The sequence below is a fragment of the Microbacterium panaciterrae genome, assembly GCF_039541635.1.
GTDB classification, from domain to species: Bacteria; Actinomycetota; Actinomycetes; order Actinomycetales; family Microbacteriaceae; genus Microbacterium; species Microbacterium panaciterrae.
This window is the reverse complement of sequence record NZ_BAABGP010000008.1, coordinates 212333-228812: the sequence shown is the minus strand read 5'-3', so window position 1 is coordinate 228812 and position 16480 is coordinate 212333. Positions and strand designations below refer to the sequence as shown.

General features: G+C 70.0%; 15 protein-coding genes. All 15 read left to right on the top strand.

Annotated elements, in window-relative coordinates:
• The gene (gene efp / locus ABD882_RS06040) at positions 1 to 564 is read left to right on the top strand and encodes an elongation factor P (protein WP_345185323.1); all 564 of its coding nucleotides are present in this window, start codon (positions 1 to 3) and stop codon (positions 562 to 564) included.
• A 3-nt stretch (positions 565 to 567) separates the two neighbouring features.
• Positions 568 to 978 (top strand): transcription antitermination factor NusB, encoded by a 411-nt coding sequence (gene nusB / locus ABD882_RS06035; protein WP_345185321.1) that lies wholly within the window; start codon positions 568 to 570, stop codon positions 976 to 978.
• A 163-nt stretch (positions 979 to 1141) separates the two neighbouring features.
• Positions 1142 to 4084 carry a DEAD/DEAH box helicase gene (locus ABD882_RS06030; RefSeq protein WP_345185320.1) on the top strand — a complete coding sequence of 981 codons (2943 nt, stop codon included), beginning with the start codon at positions 1142 to 1144 and terminating at the stop codon, positions 4082 to 4084.
• 70 nt (positions 4085 to 4154) lie between these two features.
• Entirely contained in the window at positions 4155 to 5732 is a 1578-nt protein-coding gene (locus ABD882_RS06025; RefSeq protein ID WP_345185318.1) for a Rieske 2Fe-2S domain-containing protein, read from the top strand.
• Positions 5733 to 5784: 52 nt separating this feature from the next.
• Positions 5785 to 6048 (top strand): hypothetical protein, encoded by a 264-nt coding sequence (locus tag ABD882_RS06020; protein ID WP_345185317.1) that lies wholly within the window; start codon positions 5785 to 5787, stop codon positions 6046 to 6048.
• Positions 6045 to 6425 carry a type II toxin-antitoxin system VapC family toxin gene (locus ABD882_RS06015; RefSeq protein WP_345185315.1) on the top strand — a complete coding sequence of 127 codons (381 nt, stop codon included), beginning with the start codon at positions 6045 to 6047 and terminating at the stop codon, positions 6423 to 6425. Before ABD882_RS06020 ends, ABD882_RS06015 begins: the two co-directional genes overlap by 4 nt.
• A 78-nt stretch (positions 6426 to 6503) precedes the next feature.
• Positions 6504 to 7043, top strand: coding sequence for a bifunctional pyr operon transcriptional regulator/uracil phosphoribosyltransferase PyrR (gene pyrR / locus ABD882_RS06010; RefSeq protein ID WP_345185313.1), 540 nt, complete (start codon positions 6504 to 6506; stop codon positions 7041 to 7043).
• Positions 7040 to 8011, top strand: coding sequence for an aspartate carbamoyltransferase catalytic subunit (locus ABD882_RS06005; protein ID WP_345185311.1), 972 nt, complete (start codon positions 7040 to 7042; stop codon positions 8009 to 8011). Before pyrR ends, ABD882_RS06005 begins: the two co-directional genes overlap by 4 nt.
• Positions 8008 to 9309, top strand: coding sequence for a dihydroorotase (locus tag ABD882_RS06000; RefSeq protein ID WP_345185310.1), 1302 nt, complete (start codon positions 8008 to 8010; stop codon positions 9307 to 9309). The genes ABD882_RS06005 and ABD882_RS06000 overlap by 4 nt, the downstream gene beginning before the upstream one ends.
• Entirely contained in the window at positions 9306 to 9827 is a 522-nt protein-coding gene (locus ABD882_RS05995) for a PH-like domain-containing protein (RefSeq protein WP_345185308.1), read from the top strand. The genes ABD882_RS06000 and ABD882_RS05995 overlap by 4 nt, the downstream gene beginning before the upstream one ends.
• Positions 9824 to 11011 (top strand): glutamine-hydrolyzing carbamoyl-phosphate synthase small subunit, encoded by a 1188-nt coding sequence (carA, locus tag ABD882_RS05990; RefSeq protein ID WP_345185306.1) that lies wholly within the window; start codon positions 9824 to 9826, stop codon positions 11009 to 11011. The genes ABD882_RS05995 and carA overlap by 4 nt, the downstream gene beginning before the upstream one ends.
• Positions 11011 to 14298 (top strand): carbamoyl-phosphate synthase large subunit, encoded by a 3288-nt coding sequence (gene carB / locus ABD882_RS05985; RefSeq protein WP_345185305.1) that lies wholly within the window; start codon positions 11011 to 11013, stop codon positions 14296 to 14298. The genes carA and carB overlap by 1 nt, the downstream gene beginning before the upstream one ends.
• Positions 14295 to 15137, top strand: a complete 843-nt coding sequence (gene pyrF / locus ABD882_RS05980) for an orotidine-5'-phosphate decarboxylase (RefSeq protein WP_345185303.1) — start codon at positions 14295 to 14297, stop codon at positions 15135 to 15137. Before carB ends, pyrF begins: the two co-directional genes overlap by 4 nt.
• On the top strand, positions 15097 to 16044 hold the full coding sequence (gene gmk / locus ABD882_RS05975) for a guanylate kinase (RefSeq protein ID WP_345185302.1): 948 nt from the start codon (positions 15097 to 15099) through the stop codon (positions 16042 to 16044). Before pyrF ends, gmk begins: the two co-directional genes overlap by 41 nt.
• Positions 16045 to 16161: 117 nt before the next feature.
• The gene (rpoZ, locus tag ABD882_RS05970) at positions 16162 to 16416 is read left to right on the top strand and encodes a DNA-directed RNA polymerase subunit omega (protein ID WP_179434547.1); all 255 of its coding nucleotides are present in this window, start codon (positions 16162 to 16164) and stop codon (positions 16414 to 16416) included.
• Positions 16417 to 16480 lie beyond the last annotated feature (64 nt).

The window sequence follows — 16480 nt, the reverse complement described above, 5'->3', positions numbered from 1 at the left end:
ATGGCATCCACCGCAGACATCAAGAACGGCGTCGTCCTCTCGATCGACGGGCAGCTCTGGAACGTCATCGAGTTCCAGCACGTCAAGCCCGGCAAGGGCGGCGCGTTCGTCCGCACGAAGCTGAAGAACGTCGTCAGCGGCAAGGTCGTGGACCGCACCTACAACGCCGGCGCGAAGATCGAGATCGAGAACGTCGACCGCCGTGACTTCACCTACCTGTACACCGACGGCGACGGCTTCGTCTTCATGGACGTCGAGGACTACGACCAGATCACGGTGAGCGCGGCGACCGTCGGCGACGCGAAGAACTTCATGCTGGAGAACCAGCAGGTGCAGATCGCGCTGAACAACAGCAACCCCCTCTACATCGAACTCCCGGCCTCCGTCGTGCTCGAGGTCACCTACACCGAGCCCGGCCTGCAGGGCGACCGCTCCTCCGCGGGCACCAAGCCCGCCACGCTCGAGACCGGCTACGAGATCCAGGTGCCGCTGTTCCTCGAGACCGGCACCAAGGTCAAGGTCGACACCCGCACGGGCGGCTACCTCGGCCGCATCAACGACTGACGCGTGGGAGCCCGGACAAAGGCGCGCAAGCGCGCCCTCGACATCCTGTTCTCCGCGGACGTGCGCGGAGACGACCTCGCCGTGACGCTCGCGGCCGAGGCCAGACGCGCGGTCTCCGAACCCGCACGCGAAGGATCCTGGCTGTACGCCCGTGAGATCGTCGACGGCATCATCGATCATCACGACGACATCGACGAGCAGATCACGACGCACAGCCGCGACTGGAAGCTCGACCGCATGCCGGCCGTGGACCGCGCTCTGCTCCGCATCGGCGTGTGGGAGATCCTGCACAACGACGAGGTGCCCACGGCCGTCGCGATCGATGAGGCCGTGGAGCTCGCCAAGGAGTTCTCCACCGACGACTCCGGTGCGTTCGTGCACGGCGTGCTGGCGCGCGTCGCCCGTACCGCCTGAACCTGTCGTAGGAACGCTCCGGGTCCGGGAGGTCGGGCGCGCGGTCCCGGCTCGCTGCGCGAGCCCCGCCAGTCCCGAGCCTGCGCGCCCGACCTCCCGGACCCTGCGCTCTCGTGCGTGATTGCACTGGTCGTGTCGGGGGTCTGGGGGAGGATGGATCATCATGACCCCCGCTGAACCCGACGACTGGCGCGTGCTGCTGCCGGCGCGCAGCGTCGGCGGCGTTCCGCTCGCACTCGGTGTGGAGCTGCGCCGCAGAGACCGGGCCGACGCCCGGCACTGGGGCAATCGGCCACTGCGCACGGCGACGGCCCGCGATCTCGTGAAAGACCCGGGGGAGCTGTTCCTCGCGGTGCGCCCGCTCCGGCGCAACGATGCCGGCGACTCGTGGATCCAGGGCGATGCGGGCTGGGACGCGGTGCGCCGCCCCGGCCCGCGCTATCTGCCGGATCAGTCCCGCTGGTTCGCCGACCTGCTGAGCATCTCGCGGGACTCGCTGCTGTCCGGGACCGCGGGTGACTGGCTGCTGCTGGATCCGGTGGCATCGCCGCTGCTCTGGCCGCACCTCCAGGGGGCGGCGTCCCGCGGGATCGACCTCGTGCCGACGGAGCGGGACACTCGCCTGCGCTGGTCCGATGACATCCGGATCGCCGTCGACATCCGCGCCGAGCGCGGCGGCGGACTCGGCGTGGCGGCCGAGGCCTCGATCTCGGGCGAGGCGTTCACGGGCGGATCGGTGCATCCGATCGGCGACGGCGGCGTGTACGCCCACCGGGTGCAGGGCGCAGAGATCGAGCTGGTGCTGGCGCCGGTGGCACTCACCCCGAGCGTGCGGGCCCTGCTCACCGCGCCGTCCGCCGTGACCGTCGCGCCCGTCGACCGGGCCGCCTTCTTCCGTGAGGCGTACCCGCTCCTGCGCCGTGGAGCCGAGATCCGCGCGGGAGCGGGCGTGTCGATGCCGGATCCGCCGCGCCCCGTGCCGATGCTCGTGCTCGACTTCCGCCCTGCGGATGTCGTCGCGTACGACCTGTGCTGGGACTACCCGGGATACGGGCGGTTCCCCCTGGACGAGAACCCCGGCGCGTCGGCGATCCGCGAACCCGCTCTGGAGGCGGAGCAGCGTCCCGCCGCCGTCGCCGCGTGGACCGAGATCACCGGTCTGCCGTTCGCGCTGACCGGTGCGCTTCGCGATGCCGATGCGGCGGAATTCGTGTCCGCGTTCGTGCCGATGCTCGAAGAGCGAGGCATCGCCGTTCACACCACCGGAACGCCCCGCGCCTATCACGAGCTCACCGGAGATCCGGCGATCACCGTGAACACGGTGGAGAGCTCGGATCCGGACTGGTTCGACCTCGGCGTGATCGTCCGCATCGAGGGGCGCAGCATTCCGTTCAAGCCGCTGTTCGAGGCCCTCGCGCTGCACAGCACCAAGCTGCGCATGGTCGACAACACCTGGTTCTCGCTGCGCCACCCCGCGTTCGACCGGCTGAAGGAGCTGCTCGACGAGGCCGCGGACCTCGCCGAGTGGGAGACCGGTCCCCGCATCTCCCGCGCGCATCTCACGCTCTGGGAGGACTTCGAGGATCTCGCCGACGAGGCGCTCCCTGCGCGCACCTGGCGGGCCGCGGTGCAGGATCTGCCTGCCGATCCGATGTCGGATCCGGTCCCGGTGCCCGCCGGGATCAGCGCGGAACTGCGTCCCTATCAGCGCGAGGGCTTCACCCGGCTGGCACGACTGTGGCAGCACCGCCTCGGCGGGATCCTCGCCGACGACATGGGACTCGGCAAGACCCTGCAGCTGCTCGCCCTCGTCGCGCACGCCCGTGAAGCGGGCGGCGACGCCCCGTGGCTGGTCGTGGCGCCCACCTCGGTGCTGCCGGTGTGGCAGCGTGAGGCGGCGCGGTTCGCGCCCGGGCTGCGTGTCGCCGTCGCCGATCGCACGAGGGTTGCGCACGGCGTCCAGCTGAGCGACCACATCGCCGGCGCCGACCTCGTGCTGACCACCTACGCCGTGCTGCGCCTGGACGCCGGCGCGTTCGCCGGTCGGCACTGGCCCGGGGTGATCCTCGATGAGGCCCAGCACGTCAAGAACCCCGCCACCCGGCTGCACCAGGCGGTGGCGGCGCTGGACGCGACGGCGGTATACGCGGCGACCGGCACGCCGCTGGAGAACGGCCTCGCCGAGCTGTGGGCGATCCTGGCACTGACATGCCCGGGGCTCTTCCCCTCGGCGCGGCGCTTCCGGGAGGATTTCATCCAGCCGGTCGAGCAGGGCAAGGTCCCCGAGAACGCCGAGGGCGCGCCCTACCGGCAGGGCAGGATCGACCTGCTGCGCAGGCGGATCCGCCCGTTCCTGATCCGGCGCACGAAGGAGCTCGTGGCACCGGAGCTGCCCGAGCGTCAGGAGCAGGTGCTCCGGATCGAGCTGGGTCCCGCGCACCGGCTGCGCTACGACACCGTGCTGCAGCGCGAACGGCAGAAGATCCTGGGGCTGCTGCCCGATCTCGATCGCCACCGCTTCATCGTGTTCCGCTCGCTCACCATGCTGCGCATGCTGAGTCTCGCGCCGGGGCTCATCGACCCGGAGGACGCCGGCATCGCCTCGCGGAAGGTGGAGGAGCTCGTCGAGCGACTCCTGGAACTGCGGGCGGAGGGGCACCGTGCGCTCGTGTTCAGCCAGTTCACCTCGTTCCTGACCCTCGCCGCCGAGCGCCTCCGCCGTGCGGGGCTGCGGGTGTCCTACCTGGACGGATCGACGCGTCACCGGGATCGGGTCGTGCAGGAGTTCCGTGAGGGGGAGCAGGACGCTTTCCTGCTCAGCTTGAAGGCGGGCGGAACGGGTCTGACGCTCACCGAGGCCGATTACGTGTTCCTGCTCGATCCGTGGTGGAACCCCGCGGCGGAGGCGCAGGCCGCGGATCGTGCGCACCGGATCGGGCAGCGGAACCGCGTCTTCGTGTACCGGATGATCGCCGAGGGCACGATCGAGGAGAAGGTGCTCGCGCTGCAGGAGCGCAAGGCGCGTCTCGCGTCGGCCGTGCTCGACGACGAGGACCTGTTCGCACAGACGCTCACCGCCCAGGACATCCGCGAACTGCTGGCCTGAGCCCCGCGTCGTCCGGAGCCGTTCCCGGCGGCCCCGGTAGAATCGACGGGTCCACACGGGAGGAACACGCATGCGGATCACGGGACTCGGCCACGCCGGGATGTTCATCGAGACGAAGGGCGGCTCGATCATCTGCGACCCCGTCCTCGGTCCCTCATTCTTCGGATCCTGGTTCCCGTTCCCCGACAACCGCGGCCTCGACTGGGAGCGCTTCGGACGCGAGGCGGACTTCCTGTACGTCTCGCACCGGCACCGCGACCACTTCGACCCGCGACTGCTCGAGCGCTACATCCGCAAGGACATCGAGGTGCTGCTGCCGGAGTACCCGACCGACGACCTCGAGCAGGATCTGCGCGCGCTCGGCTACACGAACATCACCTACGCACCCGCAGGCGAGATCATCCAGCGCGGGGCGCTGAAGATCATGATCACCCCGCTGCGCGCACCCAGCGACGGCCCGATCGGAGACTCCTCGCTGAGCGTCGATGACGGCACCGGATCCGTGCTGAACCAGAACGACTCGCACCCGCTCGACCTCGACACGCTCCTGCACTTCGGCACGCCGGACGCGTACTTCACGCAGGTCTCCGGGGCGATCTGGTGGCCCATGGTCTACGACCTGCCGCAGGACGCCAAGCAGAACTTCGCGAAGCTCAAGCGGGAGGCGCAGAACAAGCGGGCGATGTATTACATCGAGAAGGTCGACGCTCCGCACGTCTTCCCGATGGCCGGCCCGCCGATGTTCCTGCGCGACGAGCTGTTCCGCTACAACGGCGTCGGCCGGGAGGGCGATTCGATCTTCACCGATCAGAAGCAGTTCCTGGCGCACATGCAGGAGCAGGCGCCGCAGTACGACGGCCGCCTGTTCGTGCCCGGCACCGTGGTGACGGTCGACGGCGGACAGGTCACCAGCGAGCAGACGCTCTACACGGACGCCGAGCTCGCGCACATCTTCGACGAGAAGTGGGACTACCTGGAGGAGCAGCGGGCCTCGCGCCAGCAGGAGCTCCGCGACGAGGAGGCGTCTCGTGCCCCCGCTCTGCCAGCCGCCGAGATCCTGCAGGCGATCAAGGAGTGGTGGGAGCCGCTGCTGAAGAAGTCCCGCACGATCCGGCTCGGCGTCGGCGGCAATGTGCGCTTCCGGATCGGCGACCTCGACATGGTCGTGGACTTCCCGCGGGCGAAGGTGCGCGAGTACGCGGGGGAGGAGTGCATCTACTGGTACACGATCCCCGCCGACCTCGTCTCGACCAACATCCGCGACCACGAGATCGACTGGTCCAACTCGATCTTCCTGTCCATGCAGTTCAGCGTGGGCCGCAGCGGAAAGTTCAACGAGTTCCTCACGACGTTCCTGAAGTGCCTGTCGAACGACCGGATCGAGTACGTCGAGAACTGGTACCAGGAGCAGACCGATCAGACCGAGGACGCCGAGGTCGGCGGCTGGGTCGTGCAGCGCCGCTGCCCGCACCTGCGTGCGGACCTCACCAGGACCGGCAAGGTCGACGAGGACGGCGTGCTCACCTGCAGCATGCACGACTGGAAGTGGGATCTGAACACCGGACGCTGCTTGTCCACGAGCGGACACCCCATCCGCGCGCAGCAGATCGACCCGGTCACCGCGGAGGCGCTGCGCCTTGGAGCCTGAGCGTTCGCAGACTCATCTGTACCACTGAGTGGGTGGGTGGTACTCTGGGTGCATGGCAACCACACTGCCGCGGATCCAGGTGACGCAGACGCCTGAGCTCGCCGCGGGGCTCGAACTGGCGGCGAAGGAGTGGCCTGGCGCGTCCCGGTCCGAGCTCGTCGCGCGCCTGGCGGAGGCCGGCACCGAGACGATCGCCGCGAAGCGGGCGGCGCGTAGGGCGGAGCGTCGGAAGGTGCTCGAAGAGACCCGCGGAATGTTCGCCGACGTCTATCCGCCGGGATATCTCGATGAGTTGCGCAGGGACTGGCCTGAATGATCGTCCTCGACGCGAACGTGCTCATCTCCTATTGGGGCCGACCGGATGCGCATACCGAGGCGAGCTACGAACTGCTCGACACGGAGGAGGAGCTGACGATCCACCCGGTGACGCTGGCGGAGACGCTCGTCGGGCCTGTCCGCGCAGGACGCGAGGAGGACGCGTTGCAGGCTTTTCTGCGTCTGGGCGTCGAACGGTATTCGCCCCTTGCCGATGAGTCGCTGCGCACTGCTCGCCTGCGTGCGCTGACGGGCCTGAAACTGCCCGATACGTACGTGCTGGCCACCGCGATCGCGCTCGACGCCACTCTTGCGACGTTCGACCGGCGACTCGCCGATGCCGCCCGCGAGCGCGGGATCGCCGTCCAGGGGACGTAGCCGCACCGGCTAGACTGGAGCCACACCTCAGTAGCAACCTTTAACACCGTCCAGAGAGGCGGAGAAGGGAGCCGGTCCATGAGCGCACGCATCGTGCTGCACGAAGCCGACATCAGGCGCGCACTCACGCGTATCGCCCACGAGATCCTCGAGTCCAATCGCGGCGCCGAGAATCTGGTTCTCCTGGGCATCCCCACCCGCGGCGTTCCGCTTGCGCAGCGACTCGGTGTGCTGATCAGCGAGATCGCGCAGACCGCCGTAGCGGTGGGAGCCCTCGACGTGACGCTTTTCCGCGACGATCTGTCGAAGCATCCCACGCGCACCCCGCACCGCACCGAGATCCCGGCCGGTGGTGTCGACGGCAAGACGGTCGTCATCGTCGATGACGTGCTCTTCTCCGGCCGCAGCATCCGCGCGGCCCTCGACGCCCTGCAGTCGATCGGCCGGCCATCGGTCGTCAGGCTCGCGATCCTCGTCGACCGCGGACACCGGGAGCTGCCGATCCGCCCTGACTTCGTGGGCAAGAACATCCCCTCCGCGCGCTCTGAGCGCGTCTTCGTGCGGCTGCGCGGCGACGACGGCGAGGAGTTCGTCTCGATCGAGGGGGGCGACGAATGAGGCATCTGCTCGACACCCGCACCCTCGCGCGCCAGGACGCGCTGCAGATCCTCGACATCGCCGAGGACATGGCGGACGCGCAGTCCCGGAAGGTCCGCAAGCTTCCCACCCTGCTCGGCAAGACCGTCGTCAACCTGTTCTTCGAGGACTCCACCCGCACCCGCATCTCGTTCGAGGCGGCCGCGAAGCGCCTGTCCGCCGACGTGATCAACTTCGCGGCGAAGGGATCCAGCGTCTCCAAGGGCGAGAGCCTGAAGGACACGGCGCAGACCCTTGAGGCGATCGGCGCGGACGCCGTCGTCGTGCGCCACCCCGGCTCCGGCGCACCGCGCACCCTCGCCACCAGCGGCTGGATCTCCGCCGGCGTGGTCAACGCCGGGGACGGCACGCATGAGCACCCCACTCAGGCGCTCCTGGACGCGTACACGATCCGCAAGCGCCGGTTCGGCGCGGACAGCCGTGGCCGGGATCTCGCGGGCGTCCGGGTCGTGATCGTGGGCGACGTGCTGCACTCGCGCGTGGCGCGCTCGAACGTCTGGCTGCTGGACACGCTCGGCGCCGAGGTGACGCTGGTCACCCCGCCCACCCTCATCCCGCAGGACGTCTCCGCGTGGCCCGTGCGCGTGCGGTACGACCTGGACGAGGCACTGGCCGAGGAGCCGGACGCCGTCATGATGCTGCGCATCCAGCTGGAGCGCATGCACGCGGCGTTCTTCCCCTCCGAACGCGAGTACACCCGGCGCTGGGGACTCGACGCGGTGCGGATGAAGCGGCTCCCCGCGGATACGATCGTGATGCACCCCGGACCCATGAACCGCGGTCTGGAGATCTCGTCCGAGGCCGCGGACTCCGCCCGCTCCACCGTGCTGGAGCAGGTCGCGAACGGCGTCTCCGTGCGGATGGCGACGCTGTACATGCTGCTCGCCGGGGAGCAGACCGACGACGAACTGAATCGAGGAGACCGATGACCGAGAGCCTGCTCGTCCGAGGCGCGAGGATCGTCGGTGCCGAATCCGCCGACATCCTCGTCCGTGACGGACTCATCGCCGAGGTCGGATCCGGCCTCAGCGCGACCGGCGCGCGCGTGATCGACGCCGACGGCCTGGTCGCCCTGCCCGGCCTCGTCGACCTGCACACGCATCTTCGCGAGCCCGGCTACGAGGCCAGCGAGACGGTGCTGTCCGGCACGCGGGCCGCCGCGGCCGGAGGCTTCACGGCCGTGTTCGCGATGCCGAACACCTCCCCGGTCGCCGACTCCGCGGGCGTGGTCGAGCAGGAGCTCGCCCTCGGCGAGGCCGCCGGCTACGCCACGGTGCAGCCGATCGGCGCGGTCACGGTCGGCCAGAAGGGCGAACGTCTCGCCGAGCTCGGCGCGATGGCCACCTCGCGTGCGAACGTGCGCGTCTTCAGCGACGACGGGTTCTGCGTCTGGGATCCGCTCATCATGCGCCGCGCGCTCGAGTACGTGAAGGCGTTCGGCGGGGTGATCGCCCAGCATGCACAGGATCCGCGCCTGACCGAGGGCGCGCAGCTCAACGAGGGCTCCGTGTCGGCCGAACTCGGACTCGCCGGCTGGCCCGCGGTCGCCGAGGAGTCGATCATCGCGCGCGACATCCTGCTCGCCGAGCACGTCGGATCCCGGCTGCACGTCTGCCACCTGTCCACCGCCGGCTCCGTCGAACTGATCCGCTGGGCGAAGAAGCGCGGCGTCGCGGTGACCGCTGAGGTCACCCCGCACCACCTGCTGCTGACCGACGAGCTGGCGCGCGGCTACGACGCGCGGTTCAAGGTGAACCCGCCGCTGCGCACCCAGGAGGACGTGCTCGCCGTGCGCGAGGGGCTCGCCGACGGCACGATCGACATCGTCGCCACCGATCACGCCCCGCACCCCAGCGAGGCGAAGGCGTGCGAGTGGCAGGCCGCCGCGAACGGCATGGTCGGCCTCGAGTCCGCGCTGCGGGTCGTGCACCAGGCGATGGTGCAGACCGGGTTGCTGGACTGGGCGGATGTGGCGCGGGTGATGAGCGCCAACCCCGCCCGGATCGGATCGCTCGCCGGTCACGGCACCCCGATCGCCGCGGGTCAGCCGGCGGAGTTCACGCTCTACGACGCGGATGCGCAGGGCGTCTTCGCCGAGGCGGATCTGCACGGGCAGAGCACCAACTCGCCCTACCTCGGCCGCGACCTGCCCGGCAAGGTCCTCTGGACCGTGCACCGCGGCTACGTCACGCTCGAGGACGGCGTTCTCCGGGAGCTGGGCGAGTGAACCAGCAGATCGCCGGGGCCGTCGTCCTCGTCGTCGCCGTGCTGCTGATCCTCGCCGGCGTCCTCGCCTGGCGGGCACGGCTGCGCCGCGACTCCGGCCTCACCGCACCGCTGGGCGTGCCGGAACACGCCGAGGTCCGCCAACGCTACGAGACGCTGTACGTCGCGACGACGAAGCACGACCAGTCGCTCGAGCGCCTCGCGATCCGGCCGCTCGTGTACCGGGCCCGCGGCGAGCTCACCATCACCGACCGCGGCGCCGCCCTGAGCCTGGACGGCGCACCCACCGTGTTCCTGGCCTCGGAGCGCCTGATCGGCGCCGACCGGGCCACCGTCACGATCGACCGCGTGGTCGAGCCGGGCGGCCTCATCCGCGTCGTCTGGCGCACCGTCGACGGCACCGTCGTCGACAGCTATCTCCGCATCACCGGCGACCTCGGAAACACCGATGCCGCCGGCGCCGCGCTCACCGACCTTCAGCGCCTGTGCGCTGCCTCCGAGACGGGAGAACCCGCATGACCACTTCGACAGGCCTTTCGACAGGCTCAGGGACCGGCGCCGCCGTGCTGGTGCTGGAGGACGGCACCCGGCACGTCGGGCATGCCTACGGCGCGACCGGGACCACGCTGGGCGAGGTCGTCTTCGCCACCGGCATGTCCGGCTATCAGGAGACCCTCACGGATCCCTCCTACGCCGGCCAGATCGTGCTGCAGACCGCCCCGCACATCGGCAACACCGGCATGAACGACGAAGACCCCGAATCCCGTCGCATCTGGGTGGCCGGCTACATCGTGCGCGACCCCTCGCGCGTGGTCTCGAACTGGCGGGCGACCGGCTCGCTCGATGACACGCTCGTCCGCGACGGCATCGTCGGGATCAGCGGGATCGACACCCGCGCGATCACCCGGCACATCCGCTCGGCGGGGTCCATGCGCGGCGGCATCTTCTCCGGCGCCGACGCGGCCCTGGACGCGCAGGAGCAGCTGCGCCAGGTCACCGAGGCGCCCGAGATGGCCGGGCAGAACCTGTCCGCCGCCGTCTCCGTGGACACCGTCCAGGTGACCCCGGCCGTCGTCAGCGACACCGTGCCGCGGATCGGCAACCTCGCCGTGCTCGACCTCGGCGTCAAGCAGTCCACGCTGGACAACCTCGCGGCCCGCGGCTTCGACGTGCACGTGCTGCCGCAGGCGTCGACCTTCGCCGACATCGCCGCCATCGAGCCGGTCGCGGTGTTCTACTCGAACGGACCGGGGGATCCCTCCGCCTCCGACGCGCAGGTCGCGGTGCTCCGCGAGGTGCTCGACGCCGGCCTGCCGTACTTCGGGATCTGCTTCGGCAACCAGCTGTTCGGCCGGGCACTCGGCCTCGGCACCTACAAGCTCACGTTCGGTCACCGCGGCATCAACCAGCCGGTGCTGGACAGGGCGACAGGACGCGTCGAGATCACGGCGCACAACCACGGGTTCGCCGTTCAGGCGCCGATCGACGGCGCCTTCGACAGCCCCAACGGCTACGGCAGGGTCGAGGTCAGCCACATCGGCCTCAACGACCAGGTCGTCGAGGGCCTGCGCGCGCTCGACATCCCCGCCTTCTCGGTGCAGTACCACCCCGAGGCCGCCGCCGGCCCGCACGACGCCAACTACCTCTTCGATCGCTTCCGCGACGTCGTCGTCGCCCATCTCTCCACGAAGGACAGCAAGTAATGCCCCAGCGCGACGACATCCACTCCGTCCTCGTCATCGGATCCGGCCCGATCGTGATCGGTCAGGCCTGCGAATTCGACTACTCCGGCACCCAGGCCTGCCGTGTCCTCCGCGAGGACGGCATCCGCGTCATCCTGGTCAACTCGAATCCGGCCACGATCATGACCGACCCCGACTTCGCCGACGCGACCTACATCGAGCCGATCACCCCCGAGGTCATCGAGACGATCATCGCGAAGGAGAAGCCCGACGCGATCCTGCCGACCCTGGGCGGCCAGACCGCGCTGAACGCGGCCATGGCGCTGCACGAGCGCGGGATCCTGGAGAAGTACGGCGTCGAGCTCATCGGCGCGAAGGTCGAGGCGATCCGGAAGGGCGAGGATCGGCAGATCTTCAAGCAGCTCGTCCTGGACGCGGGCGCGGATGTCGCGGACAGCCGCATCGCGCACACCATGGACGAGTGCCTCGCCGCCGCCGCGGAGCTCGGCTACCCGCTGGTGGTGCGCCCCAGCTTCACCATGGGCGGCCTCGGCTCCGGCTTCGCGTATGACGAGACCGACCTGCGCCGCATCGCCGGCGCGGGCCTGCACGACTCGCCCACCAGCGAGGTGCTCCTGGAGGAGTCGATCCTCGGCTGGAAGGAGTACGAGCTCGAGCTCATGCGCGACACCGCCGACAACACGGTCGTCGTCTGCTCGATCGAGAACGTCGACCCGGTCGGCGTGCACACGGGCGACTCGATCACCGTGGCCCCGGCGCTCACGCTCACCGACCGCGAGTACCAGAACCTCCGCGACATCGGCATTGACATCATCCGCGCGGTCGGCGTGGACACGGGCGGCTGCAACATCCAGTTCGCGGTGAATCCGGAAAACGGCCGCGTCATCGTCATCGAGATGAACCCCCGGGTGTCGCGCTCCTCGGCGCTCGCGTCGAAAGCCACGGGCTTCCCGATCGCCAAGCTCGCCGCCAAGCTCGCGCTCGGCTACCGCCTCGACGAGATCCCGAACGACATCACCGGCGTCACTCCGGCGAGCTTCGAGCCCACGCTCGACTACGTCGTCGTGAAGGCGCCGCGGTTCGCCTTCGAGAAGTTCCCCGCCGCCGACGCCACCCTCACCACGACCATGAAGTCGGTCGGCGAGGCGATGGCCATCGGGCGCAACTACACGACCGCGCTGCAGAAGGCGCTGCGGTCCCTCGAGAAGCGCGGATCCTCGTTCCACTGGGGCGAGGAGCCGCGCTCGGTCGAGGAGCTGCTGGAGATCTCGAAGACCCCGACTGACGGCCGGATCGTCACGCTCCAGCAGGCGCTGCGCAAGGGCGCCACGATCGAGCAGGCGTTCGGGGCCACCGCGATCGACCCCTGGTTCATCGACCAGATGGTGCTGATCAACGAGGTCGCCGAGCAGATCCGCACCGCGCCCGAGCTCGACGCCGCCACGATCCGCCTGGGCAAGGACCACGGCTTCTCGGACGCGCAGTTCGCACAGCTTCGCGGCCTCACCGAGGATGAGGTGCGCGGCGTGCGGCACGGGCTCGGGATCCGCCCGGTGTACAAGACGGTGGACACCTGCGCGGGCGAGTTCCCCGCGCTCACGCCGTACCACTACTCGAGCTACGACAGCGAGACCGAGGTCACCCCCTCCGACCGCACGAAGGTCGTCATCATCGGATCCGGTCCGAACCGCATCGGCCAGGGTGTCGAGTTCGACTACTCCTGCGTGCACGCGGCGTTCGCGCTGTCGGACGCGGGCTTCGAGACTGTCATGGTGAACTGCAACCCGGAGACGGTGTCGACCGACTACGACACCAGCGACCGGCTGTACTTCGAGCCGCTCACCCTCGAGGACGTGCTGGAGGTGCTGCACGCCGAGGCGCAGAGCGGCACCATCCTCGGCGTCGTCTGCCAGCTGGGCGGACAGACGCCGCTGGGTCTCGCGAAGGGCATCGAGGCCGCCGGATACACCGTGCTCGGCACCAGCCCGGAGGCGATCGACCTCGCCGAGGAGCGGGAGCTGTTCTCGCGCCTGCTGGATGAGGCGGGACTGGTGGCGCCGCGCAACGGCACCGCCATCGACGCGGACGGCGCCGTCGCGATCGCCGAGGAGATCGGCTACCCCGTGCTGGTGCGTCCGAGCTTCGTGCTCGGCGGCCGCGGCATGGAGATCGTCTACGACACCCCGGCGCTGCACGACTACTTCGTGCGCACGGCCGGCGAGGTCATCATCGAGGAGGGCAAGCCGCTGCTCGTGGACCGGTTCCTCGACGACGCGATCGAGATCGACGTCGACGCGCTGTACGACGGGGTCGAGCTCTACGTCGGCGGGGTCATGGAGCACCTCGAGGAGGCCGGGATCCACTCCGGCGACTCGAGCTGCACGCTGCCGCCGGTCTCGCTCGGCCGCACCGACATCGACCGGGTGCGCGAGGCGACCCTGGCCATCGCCGAGGGCGTGGGCGTGCGCGGCCTGCTGAACGTGCAGTTCGCGATCAGCGCCGGCGTGCTCTACGTCATCGAGGCGAACCCGCGCGCGAGCCGCACCGTGCCGTTCGTGTCGAAGGCGCTGGGCATCCCGCTGGCGAAGGCTGCGAGCCGGATCCTGTCCGGATCCACGATCGCCCAGCTCAAGACCGAGGGCATGCTGCCTGTGGTGGACGGATCGCGCGTGCCGCTCGGCGCGCCGGTCGCGGTCAAGGAGGCGGTGCTGCCGTTCAAGCGGTTCCGCACCGCCGACGGCCGGATCGTCGACTCCATCCTCGGCCCCGAGATGCGCTCGACCGGCGAGGTCATGGGCATCGACCGCGACTTCCCGACCGCGTTCGCGAAGAGCCAGGCCGCGGCCTACGGCGGGACGCCCACGTCTGGCACGGTGTTCATCTCGGTCGCCGACGCAGACAAGCGCGCCGTGATCCTGCCCGCGCACCGCCTGCATCAGCTGGGCTTCACGATCGTCGCGACGTCCGGCACGGCGGAGATCCTGTCCCGCAACGGCATCCCCGTGACGGTCGTCGAGAAATACAGCGAGACGCAGGACACGGGCGAGAAGAACATCGTCGACCTCATCGATGAAGGCTCCATCGACATCATCGTGAACACGCCCTCGGGCGGCGCGGCACGGGCCGACGGCTACGAGATCCGCGCCGCCGCGGTCGCCGCGGACAAGGCGCTGTTCACCACGATCGCGACGCTGGGTGCGGCTGTGAGCGGCATGGACGCGGCGGACAAGGGCTTCGAGGTGCGCAGCCTCCAGGAGTACGCCCAGGACAGGGCGGCCCGGGGATGAGCGCCTCGTTCGGGGAGCGGCTCCGCGCGGCGCTGCGTGCGCGCGGGCCGCTCTGCGTGGGCATCGACCCGCACGCGGCGCTCCTGGACGCCTGGGGCCTGCCGCAGGACCCGGTCGGCGTCCGTGAGTTCGGCCTCCGGGTCGTCGACGCGGCGGCCGGCCGGGTCGGCGCGGTGAAGCCGCAGGTGTCGTTCTTCGAGCGGTTCGGATCCCGCGGATTCGCCGCGCTCGAGGACGTCATGTCGGCCGCGCGCGCGGCAGGGCTCCTCGTGGTCGCGGACGCGAAACGCGGCGATATCGGGACCACGATGGCCGGTTACGCGCAGGCGTGGCTCGCACCCGGGGCGCCGCTCGAGGCGGACGCGCTCACGGTCAGCCCGTACCTGGGCGGCGGCGCGCTGGCGGAGGCCATCACGGTCGCCCTGCCCGCGGGCAAGGGCGTGTTCGTGCTCGCCGCGACGAGCAACCCGGAAGGGGCGGCGGTGCAGCGCGGGCGCACCGATGTCGTGGGGGAGAGCGTGGCGCTGCGCGTGGCGCGCGACGTCATCGCGCTCGATGCGCCCCACGGCGACCTCGGCTCCGTCGGGCTCGTGATCGGCGCGACGATCGATCGCGCGGACTTCTCGCTCGACGATGCGACGCTGCGGACGGTTCCCCTGCTGGCGCCCGGGTTCGGCGCGCAGGGTGCGGCACCGGAGGATCTGCGCGCCGGATTCGGTACGCTGGCAGGAAACGTCCTGGCTTGCGAGAGCCGGAGCATTCTGTCCGCCGGTCCGGATCGGATCGCAGCGACGATCGATGAGCGCGCGGCGCGCTACCAGGAGGTCATGGGTGGTTGAACCGGCGAAGCGTGCGGTCCCCGAGGTCGATCGTGCTGCGGCGGCGCGCCGCGCGGTCGAGCGCCGCCGTGCGCGGGCCTCGCTCAAGCGCGACCTGAGCATGCGGGTGGTGGCGCCGCAGGACGTGCTGGACGCCGCCCTCGCGGATGCCGAGTCGACCGCCGGTTCGCTGCGCGTGCCCGACTTCCTCACCTCGCTCCCCGCGATCGGTATCGGCAAGCGCGACCGGATCCTCGCCGAGCTGCACATCTCCCCGGTGAAGCGGCTCGGCGGGCTCGGCAGCCGCCAGCACCAGGCCCTGCGCACGTGGCTGGACGCCCGGTTCCCGTTGACGGCCCCGCGCGAGGGCCGCAGCCGTCTGCTCGTGCTCGCAGGTCCCACGGCGGTCGGCAAGGGCACGGTCGCGGCGCACATCCGCAGCCATCACCCCGAGATCCACCTCTCCGTCTCGGCGACCACCCGCGCGCCCCGTCCCGGCGAGCAGGACGGCGTGCACTACTTCTTCGTCGATGACGCCGAGTTCGACCGCATGATCGCGGCGGACGAGCTGCTCGAGCACGCCACGGTGCACAACAAGTACCGCTATGGCACTCCGCGCAGACCTATTGAGCGCGCGCTGGCCGAGGGCAGGACGGTGCTGCTCGAGATCGATCTGCAGGGCGCCCGCCAGGTGCGCGCAGCGGATCCGTCCGCGTCGCTCGTGTTCCTGCTCCCGCCGTCGTGGGATGAACTCGTGCAGCGACTGGTCGGCCGCGGCACCGAGGATTCCGAGGAGCGGGCCCGTCGGCTGCGCACCGCGAAGGTCGAACTGGCCTCGCAGAGCGAGTTCGATCACCGGGTCGTGAACGCGGACGTCGCCGCGGCGGCCCGCGAGGTCGTAGACTTGACGTCAGACTCTGCGCGCTGACCCGCTTCCTGTGCTTCGACAAGCTCAGCAACCGCTCGACAAGCACAGCAACCGCTCGAAGGGCGGCGCGCCTGCATTTCTCCGCGACTCCGCGTCGCCTGATCCAGGAGGTCCACCATGGCCGGAAGCAACCAGGGCATCATCGACCCGCCCATCGACAACCTGCTCGACCGCGTCGAGTCCAAGTACGAACTCGTGATCTACGCGTCCAAGCGCGCGCGCCAGATCAACGACTACTACTCCGACCTGCACGAGGGGAACCTCTTCGACAACGTGGGCCCGCTCGTGGACTCGTCGGTCGAGGACAAGCCGCTCACGATCGCGCTGCACGAGATCAACGAGGACAAGCTCCGCATCCGCCACGCGGAGTGAGCTGACCTCTCGGAGCCGCCGTCATCCGTCCGGATGTCGGCGGCTCCGCCCATACTGGGCCCGA